The organism is Mycobacterium sp. OAE908, from assembly GCF_017872775.1.
In the GTDB taxonomy this organism is placed as follows: Bacteria; Actinomycetota; Actinomycetes; order Mycobacteriales; family Mycobacteriaceae; genus Mycobacterium.
Window position 1 is genome coordinate 4,202,581 of the sequence record NZ_JAGGJL010000001.1, and the last position, 15,847, is coordinate 4,218,427.

Consider the following 15,847-nt stretch of genomic DNA (forward strand, 5'->3'; position numbering starts at 1 on the left):
TCGCATGCCGCGGACATAAGGAGCGAAACAATCTCGGATATCGAATTGATCGGGGTGCCGTTCGACGGCTACGGGCGCAACGGGCATCAAGCGCGTGCGGCTGCTGCGCTGCGCGACGCCGGCCTTCTCGACGCGTTCGATCATCACCACGTCATCGATGACGACGACTTGGCGTTGCCCGATCCGGATCCCGGCCGCGGCGAGTCAACCAGCCTGATCAACGAGCGTGCGCTGCTGGCGATGACCGACGCGCTCAACCGCAAGGTCGGCGAAGTCATACGAGCGGGCCGGTTCCCGTTCGTCTACGGCGGAGACTGTTCGACGCTGCTCGGCATCGTGACCGGCCTGCGCGATCATGTCGGCGGTGTCGGGCTGGTCTTCATCGACGGCCACGAGGACACCATGCCGCTGGATGTGTCCGAAGACGGCGAGGCGGCCAACGCCGAGATCGGTCTGTTGCTCGGATTGACCGGTCGGCTGCTGACCGGCGAGCTCGGCGATCGGCTGCCTGCGCTGAGGCCCGAACAACTGGTGATCCTCGGTCCGCGCGACGACGACTGGCGGCGGCAGTTCAACGTCGGAACGCTTGCTGATTCAAGCGTGTGGCTGGCACCGCTGGCCGAAGTCGCCGACGACCCTTCTGGCACTGGACGTCAGGCGATCGAACAGCTGGCGGGCCGGGTGGACCGGTGGTGGTTGCATATCGACCTCGATGTGCTCGATCCCGTCGAGTTTCCGGCGCAGGGTCTACCGGATGTCGACGATGAACCCGGAGGCCTGACGTGGGATCAGCTCACCGATCTCGTCTCGGCGCTGTTCACCGGACCCGCGCCATGTGTCGGCGGCAGCCTCGCGATCTACGATCCGGATCAGGACCCCGACGGCGCCGGTGCCGCGCAGATCGTCGCGTTCATCCGAAATGTGTTGGTACGTCCGACAATCAGTCCTTAGGAGCCCGGTTGGCCGAACCGATCGATGAGCATTTCACCGCGACCGTCTCTGCGCTTAGTGCCGGTGTGCGCTCCTCGCAGGACGATTCGTTGCTCGGTGTGTTCGACGCTCAACTGGCAAGCAGGCACCTCGATCTGGCCGCGCGCTGGCTGCGGTCGAAAGGCAAGGGCTACTACACCATCGGCTCATCGGGGCATGAGGGCAACGCCGCGGTAGCAGCCGCGCTGCGCCCGACCGATCCCGCGTTGCTGCACTATCGCTCGGGCGGGTTCTTTCTGGCGCGCGCCGCGCAGGCCGGTGGCCGAGACCCGTTGCGCGACGTGCTTCTTGGGCTGGTGGCGGCCACTGCGGAACCGATCGCCGGCGGCAGGCACAAGGTGTTCGGGCGCTACGACCTGAACATCATCCCGCAGACGTCGACGATCGCGTCTCACCTGCCGCGCGCGCTCGGCGTCGCGTTCTCCATCGCCCGCGCCCGCAAGCTTGGCGTGGCATGCCCGTGGCCCGACGACGCCGTCACGGTGTGCAGCTTCGGCGACGCGTCGGTGAATCATTCGACCGCGGTCGGCGCGATCAACGCAGCCTTGCATGCGGCGTATCAGGGCGTGCCGATGCCGTTGCTGTTCGTCTGTGAGGACAATGGGATCGGCATCAGTGTCGCAACGCCACGGGGCTGGATCAGACACACCTACGGAAATCGGGACGGGCTGCGGTATTTCGGCGCCGACGGCTGGGATGTGGCGGCGACGTCGGAGGCGGCGGCCGCGGCAGCGGAATGGGTGCGCACACACCGACGCCCGGCGTTCCTGCATCTTCGGATGGTCCGGTTGATGGGACACGCCGGTTCGGACTTCGAGCCCGCCTACCGCAGTCCTGCCGAGATAGCAGCCGACTACGACCGAGACCCGGTGCTGTGTACGGCTTTGGCTCTGATCGAGGCTGGTGTGTTGACGCCTGAGCAGGTGCTCGACCGTTATGAGGCCATGCGCGCCAACGTGATTCAGCTCGCCGAAGAGGTCACCTTGGAGCCGCAGCTGGACAGCGCGGCGGCGATAATGAGGCCGCTGCACGACAGCCTCTCGGATGCCGCTGCCGCGTCGCCGGCGTCGCTGGCCGCGACGGTGAGATCAGGTGAGCCAGATGCGCCGCTGACGGTCGCCCTTGCGATCAACCGCGCGTTGCACGACATCTTGGACCGCTTTCCAGAGGCGATGATCTTCGGCGAGGACGTCGCCCGCAAGGGAGGCGTGTACGGCGTCACCCGTGGGCTTCTCGGCAAGACCAGTTCGGCGCGGGTGTTCGACACGCTGCTCGACGAGCAGTCGATCCTCGGCCTTGCGCTCGGTGCTGGGGTGTCGGGACTGCTGCCGATCCCAGAGATCCAGTACCTGGCGTACTTTCACAATGCCTCGGATCAGATTCGCGGGGAGGGCGCGACGCTACAGTTCTTCTCCAACCGGCAGTACCGCAATCCGATGGTGGTGCGGGTGGCGGGCTATGGGTATCAGAAGGGGTTCGGCGGGCATTTTCACAACGACAACTCGATTGCCGCGCTCCGCGACATCCCAGGAGTCGTCATCGCGTCACCGGCGCGACCCGATGACGCCGCCGCGATGCTGCACACCTGCGCGGCCGCGGCGAAAGCGGCAGGCGTCGTGTGCGTGTTCCTCGAACCGATCGCCCTCTATCACACTCGCGATCTGTACGCCGAGGGCGACGACGGCTGGCTCGCCCCGTATCCGGAGGAAGCGGTGCCGCTCGGACGGGCCCGGACATACGGCGACGGGACGGACCTGACGATGCTTACGTTCGGCAACGGGCTGCGGATGAGTTTGCGGGTGGCCCGCAAGCTGGAGTCGGTTGGCATCCGTGTGCGCGTCGTCGACCTGAGGTGGCTGGCGCCGTTGCCGGTGGACGACATGGTTCGCGAGGCCAACGCGACCGGTCGGGTGCTGATCGTCGACGAGACCCGCGCGACCGGTGGGGTGGGCGAGGGTGTGCTCGCTGCGCTGCTCGAGCACGGCTACACCGGCGCGGTGGAGCGGGTGGCCAGCAGCGACAGCTTCATTCCGCTGGGCGAGGCCGCTTTGCAGGTATTGCTGTCGGAGGACACCATCGAAGCTGCAGCGACCAAACTCGCCGGCGCGGGCGCTTGACCATCCGCCGAAACTGCGGGGAGATCGCAATTCGTCGGCATTTCACCATCTCCCCGCAGTCTCGCGGGGGTTTGTCGGGCGCTTGATAGCTTGGCCGGGTGACTGTAGATGCGGCCCGCCCGCTGGCCGGGGTGCGGATCGTCGAGATCTCGAGCTTCGTCGCGGTGCCGTTGGCTGGGATGACGCTGGGCCAACTCGGCGCCGAGGTGATCCGCGTCGACCCGATCGGTGGTGCCGCCGATTACCATCGCTGGCCGGTCACGGCTGACGGGGAGAGCATCTACTGGGCCGGCCTGAACAAGGGCAAGCGTTCGGTTGCCGCCGACTTCCGCTCGGCCCAGGGCCAGGATCTGGTGCAGCGGCTCATCGCCGACAGTGGCATCCTGATCACGAATGTCGCGGGCCGGGAATGGCATTCGTACGACACGCTGACGCGGTTGCGTCCCGATCTGATTCAGGTCGAGGTGTCCGGGCGTGCCGACGGCGGCACCGGGGTCGACTACACCGTCAACGCGGGCATTGGTTTTCCGTTGGTCACCGGTCCCGCCGAACTCGCGACACCGGTGAATCATGTGCTGCCTGCGTGGGATGTCTCGTGCGGCATTTACGCGGCGCTGGCGGTCGTCACCGCGTTGCGGCATCGCGATGCGACAGGGCAGGGTCAGCGGATCGGCATTCCGCTGGAGAACGTCGCGCTGGCGACCGCGGGCAATCTCAGCCTGTTCACCGAGGTGATGGTGAACGGCACTGCCCGCGAGCGGATCGGCAACTCGGTGTACGGCCAGTACGGCCAGGACTTCACCAGCAGCGACGGGGCGTCGTTCATGATCGTTGCGCTGACGGGTCGACACTTCCGCGACCTGACCGAGCTGACCGGTACGACGAAAGCCGTTGCTGCACTGGCCGATACACTCGGCGCGGACTTCTCCGATGAGGGGGAGCGGTACCGCCACCGCGACGCATTGTCCGGGTTGTTCACCGAATGGTTCTCCCAACACACCGCAGAAGAGGTCCGCGCGGGGTTGGCGAGCACCTCCGTATTGTGGGAGCGCTACCGCACATTCGCAGAAACGGCCGTCGACGAAAAAGTCACCGCCAACCCGATGTTCACCTCGCTCGATCAGCCTCGGATCGGGCAGTATCTGGCACCGGGCCTGCCATTGGAGATCAACGGCGACTACCCGCCCGCGGTCGCGGCACCGGCGCTCGGCGACGACACGGCCGCGGTACTCGGCGAATGGCTCGGGATGACTGCCGATGAGATCGGAAACCTCACCGAATCGGGCACCGTGGCATGAGCGCCCGTGGCATGAGCGCCCTGTTGAAGCTGCTCGAGGTTGCTCCAGGCTCCGCCGTGGACACCTGGATCGGTCCCGCCAGCGGACCGACCGGAAAGCGTTCCTACGGTGGACAATTCGTCGCCCAGAGCTTGGCTGCCGCGTGCCGCACCGTCGACGCGGACCGCTTGCCGACCAACATGCATCTGCAGTTCCTGCGCGGCGGTGAGGCAGGCGATCCCGTCGAATACACCGTCACACGGGTGTTCGACGGCAGGACCGCGGCGGCGCGTCGAGTCGACTCTCACCAGGGTGGGCGACTCTTGACGACCGCGACAGTGTCGTTCGCGGCGGAGTTGCCCGGCCCCGAGCACGGGCACGTTGCGGACATGCCCGGTGATCCCGAGGCGCTGCCCCGGACCGGGCCCGCCGGCCCCGCGCCGTCGATGCCGCTGGAGGAACTCGACATCAGGATCGCCGACGACAGTTCGAGCGGGGAGTTCGTCCGGCGGCTGTGGTGGCGGGCGACGATTCCGTTACCCGACGATCCGGTGTTGCACACGTTGGTCGCGGTGTACGTCACCGACGTCTACATGATCGACCCCGCGCTGCAGGTGCACGGGCATTCGATGAAGGCCCGTACCCATCGCAGTGGCACCACCGACTCGTCGATCTGGTTTCATCGGGCCGTTCGGGCCGATGAATGGAATCTGCTGGAGTGCCGCTCACCGGCGGCGGCGCGCGGGCGTGGTGTCGTGACCGCCAGCATGGTCCGCGCCGACGGTTTCATCGCGGCGACGTTGGCGCAAGAAGGCCTTATCGCCGACCGTTAGCCGCCTGCGCAGTGTCGAGACAAGCTGCGTGAGAACGACACCCACCACCACTGATGCGAGTACGCCAAGCAGCGGGTGACCCTTGAACAGCGGATAGACCTGGTAGTGCGTCAGGTAGATGTACAGCGACGCCTCCGCGATGACGCCTGCGGCGACTGACGCCGCGGGCGGGCAGCGCAACGCAGGCAACCAGATCAGCAGGACAAACCCGGCCAGCACCAGCAATTCTCGTTCGGTGCGGTCGAAATAGCCGTGCAGGCTGACGATCAGCACGACGGTCACCGCCACCCGCTGCAATGTCGTCGAGGATTTGGCCGCGGCCCAGCCGACCGCGAAGAACCAGAACGCCAGCATCGTGAACCATGCGCCGTCGCCGAGATGCAGTCCGAGGATGTCGTAGCGCAGCGCAAGCCCGACGGCCAGGACTGTGACGGCGACGGTGAAGGGCCACTGCCGTTCCCATCGGTCGACCGCCGGTAGCCAGCACAGCACGGCGAGCGCAACCAGGATCCACACCAGCACTTCGACGAACCACAATCGGCCTGCGGTCATGCTGTCGTGCGGGCCGAGGAATTTGTTGGCCAGCAGCAGATTTGTCGGCGCGTAGTCGTCGGTGATCAGCAGCGCGATCGCGGCCCACGCCACCGACGGTCCGGCGATCCATGCGATCGTGTTGCGCAGGTGCCTGACCCGCTCGGTGCGCGACACAGGTGTGAGGCAGAACCGGCCGAAGTTGTATCCGGCAACGCCGAGCAGCACGTGCGCTCCGCCCCACAGTTCAAACAGCCCGGCGTGCGAACCGGCGATGAGCAGGATCGCGGCGGCGCGCAGCGCGACAGTGGTTTCCAGCGTCGAACGCCACCGCCGCCGTGCCGGCTTCGGCATGGCTTCCAATTCCCGCAGCGGCAGCCGTTGCCAGTCAGCGGGTAGCCGACCGAGTGCCTGCTCCAGCCGCACCGACATCGTCACGTACGTCAGTGAATTGCCGCCGAGGTCCACGAAGCTTGCGGCGGGGTCGATGCTCTCGGCGTCAAGCCCCAGCACGTCGGCGAACAGGTTGCTCAGTCCAATCACACCGGGAGGCTTGGTGTCCGACATGCGTGCGAGGGCCCGCGCCCTCTGGTAGTCCGGTTTGCCCGACGGCAACATCGGCAACTCGGCGACGGTGACGGTCTGTACGCTCGCGGCTGGGATGCCCGCTGCGCACGCGGCGATGTGTTGCACCTCGTTGCGATCGTGCCCGGCCGTCAGCACCGCGAGGCGGTCGTCGACGTCGGCGCAGAACGCCGTCACACCATGGTCGGACAACGTCGCCTCGACGCGCTGCAGATCGATCCGTAACCCGTACATCTTGACGATACGACTGTTGCGTCCGATCACTTCGTACAAGCCATCAGGCCCGCGGCGCGCGATGTCTCCGGTGTGTAGCGCATCGACGGTCTTGCCGAGAGCGAGGTCGTCGGGCCGGTGTGCGTACCCCATCATGACGTTGGGACCGCGGTACACCAGCTCTCCGCTCGGTTCGATGCTGAACGCTCCGCCCGGTATCGGATTGCCTATCGCGGTCGGACGTGACGAGGCGAGTTGCGGTGGCAGGTAAGCCATTCGGGCGGTGGCCTCCGTCGCGCCGTACATGACGAACAAGTCCCAGCCCTGCTGTCGGCCGAGCTCTGCGAAGTGGCGGACACGCTCCGGTGGCATCCGGCCGCCCGCCTGGGTGAGGTAGCGCAGATGCGGCAGATCCAGCGCCTGCGCGCCGACCCGCTCCAACAGCTCGAAGGTATAGGGCACGCCTGCGAAGGTGGTGCCTCGGTGTGCGCGGAACAGGTCCCAGAACTCGTCGTCGACGACCGAGCGATCGGTGAGGATCAGACCCGCGCCGCGCAGCAGGTGGCTGTGGATCACCGAAAGCCCATAGCAGTAGGACATCGGCAACGTCGTTGCGACCCTGTCGGTTTCGCGGATGTCGAGGTAGTCGGCGATCGCCGCGGCGTTGCTGCACAGATTGCGGTGGGACAGCCGCACGAGTTTGGGGGAGCCGGTACTGCCCGAAGTGGACAACAACAACGCGAGATCGTCGTGCAGTCGGTGGTGTTGGTGGCGGTGGCGGATGCCGTCGGCGTCAATGACGACGCCCGGTTCGTACGTCTGCAGGATCGCCGTGTGGTCGTGGCCGGCAGAGGCAGGCAGGATGACGTGGCCGGTGGTCATCGCCGCCAGGTAGTGCACCAAAGTGCTTACGTCGTTGTGCGTTTCGAGCAGGACCAGGCGACGGGGCCCGTCGAGTTCGCTGGCGGCGTCGGCGACCGCATCCGCGAGTTGGTGATACGTGAGCTGCTGGGTGTCCGTCAGGATCGCCACCTTCTCGCCACGGGCGCGAAGGTGGTCGAGAATTCGGCTCACGTCAGCACAATCCCGGCGCCCACCACCTCGATCCGCACTTTGGCGTCGATGGGCGGCGGGTTGAAGCTGTGCTGACGCACGACGAGCGGCGCGGCCCCACCCGCCGGATCGATGGTCAACAGCACATCGTGGCCGAGGAATTCGGTGGCGATCACCGTACCCACGCCGTCGAGGTGCTCGCTGTCCGAAACCACCGTCGCGACAAGCTGTTCGGGCCGCAGCACCAGAGTGGCCGGCCCGTCGCCGGCCTGGACCGGCACCCGGCCCAGTGCACATTGGGCGAAGCCCGACGCGACCGTGCAGGGAAGTGAGATACAGTCGCCGAGGAATTCGGCGGTGAATCGGTCGGTCGGCTGCCGATAGACCTGCTGCGGGGTACCCACCTGGGTGAACCGTCCGTCACGCATGACCGCCACCTGATCCGCGATCGACAGTGCCTCTTCCTGGTCGTGCGTCACCAAAAGTGTTGTCACGCCTGCGGTGGCGAGCAGACCGGCGACCGCCTTGCGGGTCGAAGCGCGAAGGCCCGTATCCAGCGCGCTGAACGGTTCGTCGAGCAGCATCAACACCGGGTGCCTTGCGAGTGCGCGTGCGAGTGCCACCCGCTGCTGTTGTCCTCCGGACAGTTCATGGGGTCGGCGCGCCGCGTACGACGGATCGAGGGCAACGGTCTCGAGGAGCTCGGCGACGCGGGCGCGCACTTCGTCACGCGCCGTGCCGCGCAATCCGTAGGCGATGTTCTGCCCGACCGTCAGATGCGGGAACAGCGCGCCGTCCTGCGCGACATAGCCGACGCTGCGACGGTGCGGGGCCACCGCGCGCTGCGGACCGGCGACCTGCCGTCCGTCGATGGAGATCGTGCCCGCATCGGGGGATTCGAACCCCGCGATCAGGCGCAGCAGCGTGGTCTTGCCGCAGCCCGATGCGCCGACGACGGCGGTGGTGGTACCCGGCTGCAGGCTCAGATCGATGTCATGCAGCACCGTATGTCCGCTGAAAGACTTGGCGATTCCATTGACCTCGAGCGTCGCGGCGGTCATAGCGCGGCCACCTTCGTCGACTGCCGGAACAACACCAGCGTGACGGGGACGGCGAGCACCACCAACACAAGGGCGTAAGGCGCGGCGGCCGCATAGTCCAGTTCGCTTGACAACGACCAGAACCTCATCGACAAGGTGCTGGTTCCCGTCGGCGCCAACAGCAGCGTCGCGGTCAATTCGGTTGCCACAGCGACGAATACCAGCGATGCACCCGCCGCGGTCGCGGGTGCGGTCAGTCGCAGCGTGACCCGAAGAAAGGTGGCCGCCGGTGAACTACCCAACGACCGCGACGCCTCCTCGAGGCTTGGCGGCACCTGAGCAAGTCCGGCGCGGACATTGACGAGCGCGCGCGGCATGAACAGCAGCACGTAGGCGAACACGATCAACGCGATGCTCTGATACAGCGGCGGCGCGAGATGGATGGTCACTGTGACAAGCGCGAGCGCGGTGACAATGCCGGGAAGTGAACTGGTGACGTAGTTCGCGCCTTCGACGGCACGGGCGAGCAGGCCGCTGGAGCGCACGGCGACCCAGGCGACGGGGAAGGCGAGCACCGTCGTCAGCACCGCGGCAGCCGTTGCGAGCCCGATGGTTTGGCCCAGCGCGGTGAGGATGTCATCGAACACCCAGACGTCGGCCCCGCCGATCCACAGCCAGCGTAGGAGCGTCCACACCGGCACGCCGAGCGCGAGGACCGCCAGGGCGGCAAGAGCGATTTGCCCGGTTAGCATGTTGTGTCCCAACCGAATCGGTGTCGCCGCGCGCGGCGCACCCGACCCGACGCGGGAGAATCGGGCCCTGCCACGTGCCAGCGCCTCAGCGACCAGCAGCGCCAGACACAGCAGCACCAGCACCCCGGCGAGCATGCTGCCCGCCGCGCCGTCGAAGGTGACCTGGAACTGCTGGAAGATGGCGACCGTGAACGTGTCGAACCGCACCATCGCGAAAGCGCCGTACTCGGCAAGCAGGTGGACGCCGATCAGCAGGCCGCCGCCGAGGACGGCCAGCCGCAGCTGTGGCAGCACCACGCGGAAGAACACCCCGGCAGAGTTCGAGCCCAGCGCCCTGGCGGACTCCTCGATGGCAGGGTCGAGCCTGCGCAGAGTCGCGGCCACCGGCAGATACATGAACGGGAAGTACGACAGCGTCGACACCAGCACCCCCGCCCACAACCCGTGCAGCGACGGGACCACGCCCACCCACGCATAGCTGTTGACGAAAGCCGGGACCGCGAGGGGTGCGACGAACAACGGACGCCAGAACGCGCGGCCCGCAAGATCGGTCCGCTCCACCAGCCACGCGACCCCGACACCGATGACCACGCACACCGGCACCGTGATCGCGACCAGCGCCACGGTGTTGATCAACAGTTCGCCGACCCGGGGCCGCACGACAAGGTGATAGGCCTTCGTCCACCCGATCGACACCGCTGCCCACGCGACATAGCCGAGTGGAATCAGGGTGGCCGCGACGAGGATCGTGACGGCCGCGCTGACCAGCCTGCCGGGTCGAGCGGCCCTGTCGGGCCTCGAGACCGGCGCCGCCGGGCGCGACTGGGTCTGATCGTCGGCTCGGCCGACCGGGGGAGCGACCACCTATAACAACCCGGCCTTCGTCATCAGGTCCGTCACCTTCTGCGCGTCAAGCGTCGACGGGTCCACAAGAGGGGCGCCCAACTTGACCAGCGGGGTGAGAGCAGGGTTCGGGCGGACGTCAGCGGCCACTGGGTACTCGAACGAATCGCCCTTCTGCAGGACCTCCTGGCCGGTCTTGCCCGTGATGAAGCGGATGAACTGCTGGGCTTCCTTCTGCCGCTTGCTGGACTTCAGGACGCCCGCGCCGGAGATGCTGACGAAGGCGCCGGGATCCTGGTTGCGGAAGTAGTACAGCGCCGTATTCCCGCTCATCTCTTTGGTTTCCGCCTGATCGCGGAACCAGTAGTAGTGGTAGATCACGCCGCCGTCGACCTCACCTGCGTTGACCGCCTTGAGCGTGGCGATGTTGTCGCTGTAGATCACCGCGTTGGCCTTCATCGCCGCCAGCCACTGCGCGGTCGCGGGCTCACCTCTCAGCTGCAGCAGGGCGGCGACGATCGCCTGGAAGTCCGCCTTGGCCGGCGGCGCACCCCAGCGTCCCTTCCACTTGGGCTGCTCGAGGTCCAGCAGTGACTTCGGCAGCTGACCACGTTTGAGCTTGGCCGTGTTGTAGACGAACACCGTGGTGCGCGCGGCGACGCCGGTCCACTTGCCGCTGGCCGGACGGAATTGCGGCGGAATCTGTTTGAAGGTCTCGCCGTCGAGGTCCGCGAACAGCCCGGCGCGCTCAACGGCGGCCATCGCGGGGGAGTTCTCGGTCAGGAACACATCGGCCGGCGAGGCGTCGCCCTCGGCGATCAGCTGGTTGCCGAGCTCGGTGTCGCCGCCTTGACGGTAGGAAACCTTGATGCCGGTCTCCTTGGTGAAGGCGTCGATCCACTCTTTGGTCAGCGACTCGTGCTGGGCGTTGTAGATCAGTAGCTCGTTCTTGTCTTCGGAGCCCGAGCATGCAGTGGCGCCGAGCACGACGGCCAGAACTGATAGCAGTGCGGCGATACGGCTCCAACCTCGTCGCATCCAGTCAGATCCTTCCGTATGCACGCTTTTAGCTGAGCTTTGCCTAAGCGAATTTACCCGTAGCGGACTTTTGATCTGGGCGGGTGCCCGAATATGGGTTACCCACGGTTGCTGAAGGAGGCGCGCACCTGGCTTGATCTTGACCCCCCGGGGGTATATGTGCCCACATGACAACGTCAGCTACTGCCGTGCGCCGCGGCCTGTTCGGCGCCTTTGCCACTTGCGCCGTTGCAGCCGTGACGGTTGCTGTCCCGACGGCGGGCGCTCAGCCCGACTGCACTGCGAGTGGCTTCTCCCATACCGCCAGCGGGGTCCTCGCCGCGGCGGGTGCGTGGCTCGATGCCCATCCGGACGCCAACAACGTGCTGACGGCGGCCGGCATGCAGGGCGCTGGCGCCGAGCAGTCGGTCCGTGACTACTTCACCGGCCGACCGCAGGAATTTGCGGAGCTGCGCGGCATCGCGGCGCCGTTGATCGACCTGCAGCATGGCTGCAACGCAGCGATCCAGCCGATGCAGATCGCCGCGCTGTACCAAGCACTGTCCCAATCCGGCGCCCCGATGTAGCGCGCTACATCCGGCCATACCGGCTGCGGACAAAGCTGTAGCAGCCGAACGCGGCGATCCCAAGGGCGGCGACGACCAGCAGCACCTTCCCAAACGGAGCATGGCCGAGCGCCTTGACCGCCGCGTCGAGCCCTGTCGCCTTCGACGGGTCGGCTTGCACCGTCGCGATGACGACGAGCACCCCGGCGCCCGCCAGCACGACGCCCTTGGCCGCATAGCCGGCGATTCCGACAGCGGTGACCATCGATCCACCGCTGACCCGCAGATCCTTGAAGAACTTCTTCGTCACTCCCTTGTAGATGTGGTAACAGCCGACCACGACCAGACCTAATGCGACGGCGATGAGAATGCTTTTGCCCCAACCGGATTGCATCATGCGCGCGCTCAGTCCGGCATTCCGTTCGCTGCTCTGCTTGCCGCTTCCCATCGCAAAGCGCGCTGCTGAAAACGCGATCGCGAAGTTCACGATCGCCAGTCCGAGGGATTTCGCGCGCTTCCACACCGGGGTGTCGTCCTGCGTGGGCCCAGACCCTTCACCGGGTTTCGAGCCGACGATCGTTTCGGCGATGCGCCACAGGCCGAGTGCCATCAGGCCCGCCGCTACGGCCCAGAGGATCACCGGGCCACCGGTCTGACTGGCCAGTGCGGCCAACGCGCCGGATTGATCCGCGTTGCCCGTGGAACCGAAGGCGATGTGCGCAATCAGGTATCCGATGACGATGTGCAGGACACCGCTGACGGCAAACCCGGCGCGGGCTGCGTATTCGAAGGCGTCGCTGTCGGTAGCCCTATCGACTACGCCGTGAACTGAGTCGTCGACCATGGCCCCGTGTACCCGCATTTTGACGAAGGCGAAACTTGCTGCTGCAAGCGGTTTTCGAATCAGGCTTCTGCTGTGGATGAAGTCATGACTGTGGATAACTCCGCTTTAGGCGGGAAACCACGCGGGTGCCGGGTCCTGAGCGCACTGACGTGTCGGCCTTGCGCCGCACTGTGAAGCCATGACTTCGTTGACGCGGGCCGAAATCGGTGCGCTGGGTGAGCAATTGGCGGTCGATTACCTGACATCGCTGGGGCTGCGCGTATTGACGCGCAACTGGCGATGCCGGTACGGCGAATTGGACGTGATTGCGGCTGACGACGCCGCTCGCGCGGTGGTGTTCGTTGAGGTCAAGACGCGCACCACCGACCAGTTCGGTGGTGTGGCCGAGGCGGTGACACCTGTGAAGGTGCGTCGTCTTCGTCGTCTCGCCGGGCTGTGGTTGGCAACCCAGCCCGGCAACTGGGGTGCGGTGCGCATCGACGTGATCGGTGTGCGCATCGGGCGTAGCCGAACGCCGGAGATCACACACGTGCAGGGGGTCGGCTGATGGCGCTCGGGAGGGCCTTTTCGGTGGCCGTACGCGGACTCAACGGGGTGATCGTCGAGATCGAAGCCGACATCAGTTCCGGGCTGCCGGGTGTGCATCTAGTGGGTCTGCCCGATGCCGCCTTGCAGGAGTCCCGCGACCGGGTGCGCGCCGCGATCACCAATTGCGGCATGGATTGGCCGCAGGCGAGGCTGACACTTGCACTGTCCCCAGCCACCTTGCCGAAGATGGGCTCCGTCTTTGACCTGGCCTTGGCGGCCTCCGTCGTCTCCGCGGAGAAAAAGACGGCCTGGCCACGGCTCGATAAGACACTGCTGTTGGGCGAACTCGCCCTCGACGGCCGGGTTCGCCCCGTGAAAGGTGTGTTGCCATCCGTGCTGTCCGCCAAGCGTGAGGGATGGCCCGCCGTCGTGGTCCCATCCGAAAATCTCGCGGAGGCCAGCCTGGTCGACGGTATCGATGTATGGGGTGTGAGCAGTCTGGGGCAGTTGCTGGCCTGGCTGGTGGGCAAGACCGAGCTCGACGACCGTGTGGAGGTGCCCGCTTCCGCGCCGAGTTCGTCGGTCGACCTCGCCGATGTGGTCGGCCAGTCCCACGCTCGGTACGCCGTCGAGGTCGCGGCCGCAGGTGCACACCACTTGATGCTGACCGGTCCGCCCGGAGTCGGCAAAACCATGCTGGCACAACGGCTTCCGGGCCTGCTGCCGCAACTGACACACGAAGAAGCGCTCGAGGTGACGGCGATTCATTCGGTGGCTGGTTTGTTGTCGGGCGGCACACCGTTGATCACCCAGCCGCCCTTCGTTGCACCGCATCACACGTCAAGCGTTGCGGCATTGGTAGGCGGCGGGTCGGGGATGGCCCAACCGGGTGCGGTCAGCCGAGCACACCGCGGCGTGCTGTTTCTCGACGAGTGCGCCGAGATGGGGGTGGCCGCGTTGGAAGCCTTACGAACTCCATTGGAGGAAGGCGAGATTCGGATTGCCCGCCGTGGCGGGGTGGCTCGCTATCCGGCGCGTTTCCAACTGGTGCTCGCCGCCAATCCATGTCCGTGCGCGCCCGCAGACCCCAAGGATTGCACGTGCGGATCGATGGTCAAGCGGCGATACCTGGGCAAGCTCTCTGGGCCGCTGTTGGACCGAGTGGACCTGCGCGTCGAGATGCATACGTCACGGGCCGGAGCATTCGCGGCCGAGGACGGAGAGTCCAGCGCCGCCGTCCGCAAGCGCGTAGCCGCGGCCCGGATGGCGGCCGCCGAGCGATGGCGGCCGTACGGCGTCCGCACCAACGCCGAAGTCAGCGGCTCGCTTATGCGCCGAAAATTTCGGCTTGACTTCAACACCATGAAGCCGCTGCGAACGGCACTCGACCGTGGTCAGTTGAGTCCGCGGGGATTCGACCGAAGTTTGCGTGTGGCTTGGACATTGGCCGATCTGGACGGCCGGACGTCGCCTGGAGTCGAGCAGGTCACCACTGCGCTGAGTTTCCGTCAGGCCGGCGGTGCGCGATGAGCGATCCCGTCCTGCTCGCTATGGCATACCTCTCCCGCGTCGCAGAGCCGCCATGCCCGCAACTCGCGGCGCTGGTGGCCAGCGTCGGCCCCGTCGACGCCGCGGGCAAGGTGAAGCGCCGCGAGGTGCAGGGGCCGTTACTCCGGCTGACTGAGGCGCGCTACCAGATCGACTGCGCTGCAGATGATCTGGAGGTGATGGCACGGCTGGGTGGCCGCCTCGTCACCGCTGAAGACGACGAGTGGCCGCTGCTGGCCTTCGCGTCGTTCCATGGCATCGATTCGAGGCAGCGCCAGGAGGCGCATCCACCGCTGGCGTTGTGGGTGACGGGTCCGGAGCGGCTCGACGAGATAGCCGAACGTGCGGCGGCGATCGTGGGCACTCGGGCCTCAACCACATACGGAGAACATGTCGCTGGGGAGTTGGCCGCCGGTTTGGCAGAACGGGACGTGGCGGTCGTGTCCGGTGGTGCATACGGCATCGACGGCGCGGCGCACCGTGCGGCGCTGGCGGCCGACGGATTGACTGCCGCGGTGCTCGCCGGTGGCATGGACGTGGCCTACCCTGCGGGCCATGCTGCGCTGTTGCATCGGATCCGCGAAGCGGGGTTGATAGTCACCGAGTACCCGCCGGGCCTGCGGCCCCAGCGGCATCGTTTCCTCACCCGCAACCGACTCGTCGCGGCATTGTCGGGCGCCACGGTTGTCGTCGAGGCCGGTGCCCGCAGCGGCGCGGCCAACACCGCCGCGTGGGCCAAGGCGCTGGGGCGCGGAGTGTGCGCGGTGCCGGGGCCGGTCACATCGTCGGCGTCCGTCGGCTGCCATGTGTTGTTGCGCTCGGGCGCAATCCTCGTCACACGCGCAGACGAATTAGTGGAACAGGTTGGCCACGTAGGCGAGTTGGCCGCCGATCCCGTGCGTCCGACGTCGCCGCTGGACGGTCTTGCCGACGACGAGCGTCGGGTGTACGAGGCGTTGCCCGCCCGCGGTGCGCGCACCGTCGACGAGATCGCCGTTGGGTCCGGTTTGCCACCGACGCAGGTCTTGGGTCCGCTTTCCATGCTGGAGATCGCGGGCCTGGTCGTCTGTCAAGGTGGGCGTTGGAAGTTGGCGCTTCGGTAGGTTGGCT

Annotated in this window: 13 protein-coding genes; 8 read left to right on the forward strand and 5 right to left on the reverse strand. The window is 66.6% G+C overall.

Annotated elements, in window-relative coordinates:
* Positions 1-30: 30 nt before the first annotated feature.
* The 4 genes from J3E61_RS20745 (at position 31) to J3E61_RS20760 (ending at position 5,217) form a co-directional block, all read left to right on the forward strand.
* The gene (locus J3E61_RS20745) at positions 31-951 is read left to right on the forward strand and encodes an arginase family protein (protein WP_210085644.1); all 921 of its coding nucleotides are present in this window, start codon (positions 31-33) and stop codon (positions 949-951) included.
* 8 nt (positions 952-959) lie between these two features.
* A complete protein-coding gene (locus J3E61_RS20750; protein WP_210084796.1) occupies positions 960-3,107 on the forward strand; it encodes an MFS transporter in 2,148 nt (715 codons plus the stop codon).
* Positions 3,108-3,205: 98 nt separating this feature from the next.
* Positions 3,206-4,405 (forward strand): CoA transferase, encoded by a 1,200-nt coding sequence (locus J3E61_RS20755; protein WP_210084797.1) that lies wholly within the window; start codon positions 3,206-3,208, stop codon positions 4,403-4,405.
* 11 nt (positions 4,406-4,416) lie between these two features.
* Positions 4,417-5,217 carry a thioesterase family protein gene (locus tag J3E61_RS20760; RefSeq protein ID WP_210084798.1) on the forward strand — a complete coding sequence of 267 codons (801 nt, stop codon included), beginning with the start codon at positions 4,417-4,419 and terminating at the stop codon, positions 5,215-5,217.
* On the opposite strand, the gene J3E61_RS20765 is transcribed toward J3E61_RS20760, so the two are convergent.
* From J3E61_RS20765 to J3E61_RS20780, 4 genes are read right to left on the reverse strand one after another with little or no spacing between them, the layout of a single operon-like run.
* Positions 5,110-7,620, reverse strand: a complete 2,511-nt coding sequence (locus J3E61_RS20765; RefSeq protein ID WP_210084799.1) for an AMP-binding protein — start codon at positions 7,618-7,620, stop codon at positions 5,110-5,112. The genes J3E61_RS20760 and J3E61_RS20765 overlap by 108 nt on opposite strands.
* Positions 7,617-8,660: an ATP-binding cassette domain-containing protein gene (locus tag J3E61_RS20770; protein ID WP_192721167.1), complete on the reverse strand. Its 1,044-nt coding sequence runs from the start codon at positions 8,658-8,660 to the stop codon at positions 7,617-7,619. The genes J3E61_RS20765 and J3E61_RS20770 overlap by 4 nt, the downstream gene beginning before the upstream one ends.
* The gene (locus J3E61_RS20775) at positions 8,657-10,255 is read right to left on the reverse strand and encodes an iron ABC transporter permease (RefSeq protein ID WP_210084800.1); all 1,599 of its coding nucleotides are present in this window, start codon (positions 10,253-10,255) and stop codon (positions 8,657-8,659) included. The genes J3E61_RS20770 and J3E61_RS20775 overlap by 4 nt, the downstream gene beginning before the upstream one ends.
* Positions 10,256-11,272: an iron ABC transporter substrate-binding protein gene (locus J3E61_RS20780; RefSeq protein WP_210084801.1), complete on the reverse strand. Its 1,017-nt coding sequence runs from the start codon at positions 11,270-11,272 to the stop codon at positions 10,256-10,258.
* Positions 11,273-11,439: 167 nt separating this feature from the next.
* On the opposite strand from J3E61_RS20780, the gene J3E61_RS20785 reads away from it, so the two are divergent.
* Positions 11,440-11,838 carry a hemophore-related protein gene (locus tag J3E61_RS20785; RefSeq protein WP_192721164.1) on the forward strand — a complete coding sequence of 133 codons (399 nt, stop codon included), beginning with the start codon at positions 11,440-11,442 and terminating at the stop codon, positions 11,836-11,838.
* Between the two features lie 4 nt (positions 11,839-11,842).
* Here the strand turns inward: J3E61_RS20785 and J3E61_RS20790 are convergent, their stop codons facing one another.
* Positions 11,843-12,661, reverse strand: coding sequence for a DUF1206 domain-containing protein (locus J3E61_RS20790; protein WP_210084802.1), 819 nt, complete (start codon positions 12,659-12,661; stop codon positions 11,843-11,845).
* Between the two features lie 178 nt (positions 12,662-12,839).
* Here J3E61_RS20790 and J3E61_RS20795 point away from each other — a divergent pair, with 178 nt between their 5' ends.
* Genes J3E61_RS20795 through dprA form a run of 3 tightly spaced genes read left to right on the forward strand, consistent with a single transcriptional unit; the run spans position 12,840 to position 15,840 of the window.
* Positions 12,840-13,208: a YraN family protein gene (locus tag J3E61_RS20795; protein ID WP_210084803.1), complete on the forward strand. Its 369-nt coding sequence runs from the start codon at positions 12,840-12,842 to the stop codon at positions 13,206-13,208.
* Positions 13,208-14,719 (forward strand): YifB family Mg chelatase-like AAA ATPase, encoded by a 1,512-nt coding sequence (locus J3E61_RS20800; protein ID WP_192721161.1) that lies wholly within the window; start codon positions 13,208-13,210, stop codon positions 14,717-14,719. The genes J3E61_RS20795 and J3E61_RS20800 overlap by 1 nt, the downstream gene beginning before the upstream one ends.
* Entirely contained in the window at positions 14,716-15,840 is a 1,125-nt protein-coding gene (gene dprA, locus J3E61_RS20805) for a DNA-processing protein DprA (RefSeq protein ID WP_210084804.1), read from the forward strand. The genes J3E61_RS20800 and dprA overlap by 4 nt, the downstream gene beginning before the upstream one ends.
* The last annotated feature ends 7 nt before the right edge of the window (positions 15,841-15,847 follow it).